The 1,091-nt window shown below is 54.2% G+C and carries 1 protein-coding gene; it reads right to left on the bottom strand.

From position 1 onward, the window contains the following. Positions 1-1,091 (bottom strand): DNA polymerase (locus tag ACTHS3_RS14165; RefSeq protein ID WP_440368267.1); only part of this gene is annotated, 1,091 nt, incomplete at both ends.

Genomic DNA, 1,091 nt, shown 5'->3' with positions numbered 1-1,091 from the left:
TGTTCGAGCACGGCTTCGTTGGTGGAAATGCCGCCTTTGGCGGTTTTTTTCAGGCCTTTGGTGGGGATGCCCATTTTATCGAACAGGATTTCTTGCAGCTGTTTGGGCGAGTTGAGGTTGAACGGCTGTCCTGCGGCGGCGTAGGCTTCTTGTTCGAGCTTCATCAGCTCGGCGCCGAGTTCGGCGCTTTGACGGGCGAGTTCGGCGCGGTCGATTTGTACGCCGTTGCGTTCCATTTCAAACAATACCTGCGCGACGGGCAGCTCCATTTTTTCATACATTTCAAGCTGTTCGTCGTCCATTTGCACGCGTAGGTGCGCTTCGAGGCGCAGGGCGAAATCAGCGTCTTGGGCGGCGTATTCGGTCGCCTGCCCGATAGCGACATCAGCAAAATTGATTTGCTTCGCGCCTTTGCCGCACAATGATTCGTAGGTAATGGTTTCCAAGCCCAGCCAGCGTTCGGACAATTCGTCCAAGCCGTGTCCGAGATGGCTCTCGATGATGTAGGAAGCGAGCATGGAATCGCCGGCAATGCCGTTCAGCGCGATGTCGTAGTTGGCGAAAACGTGTTGGTCGTATTTGAGGTTTTGCCCGATTTTTTTCAGGACTGGGTTTTCCAAATGCGGTTTCAGACGACCTAATACGTCTTGCAAATCAAGTTGTTCGGGTGCAGCAGTCAGGCTGTGTCCTACGGGGATGTAAACCGCTTCACCTGCTTGGAACGCGATGCTGATACCGACCAGCGAGGCGTTCATCGCGTCTAGGGACGTGGTTTCCGTATCGATGCCGATTGTATCCGCCCGCGACAGTTTATCCAACAAGGCGGCAAACTGCGTTTCGGTGGTAACGGCTTGATAATCCAGTTTTTCAGGGGCCGGTGCGAGTTCGGGTTGTTTTTCAGGCTGTGTTTCAATCGCCAATGCGGCTTGTTCGCCGATATGCTCACTGCCAAATAAATCTGTGTTTTGCGCTTCGTGCATACGGCTTTCCGCCTCTTTCAGCCAAGTACGGAAGCCCCAGCGTTTGAAATCGACAACCAGTTGCGCCCATTTAGGCGTAGTGCGGCGCAGGCTTTCGAGGCCGTCTGAAAG

The organism is Neisseria sp. P0009.S007 (assembly GCF_051962515.1).
The sequence above is the reverse complement of the archived record's forward strand: the minus strand, read 5'-3'. Positions and strand labels throughout refer to the sequence as shown.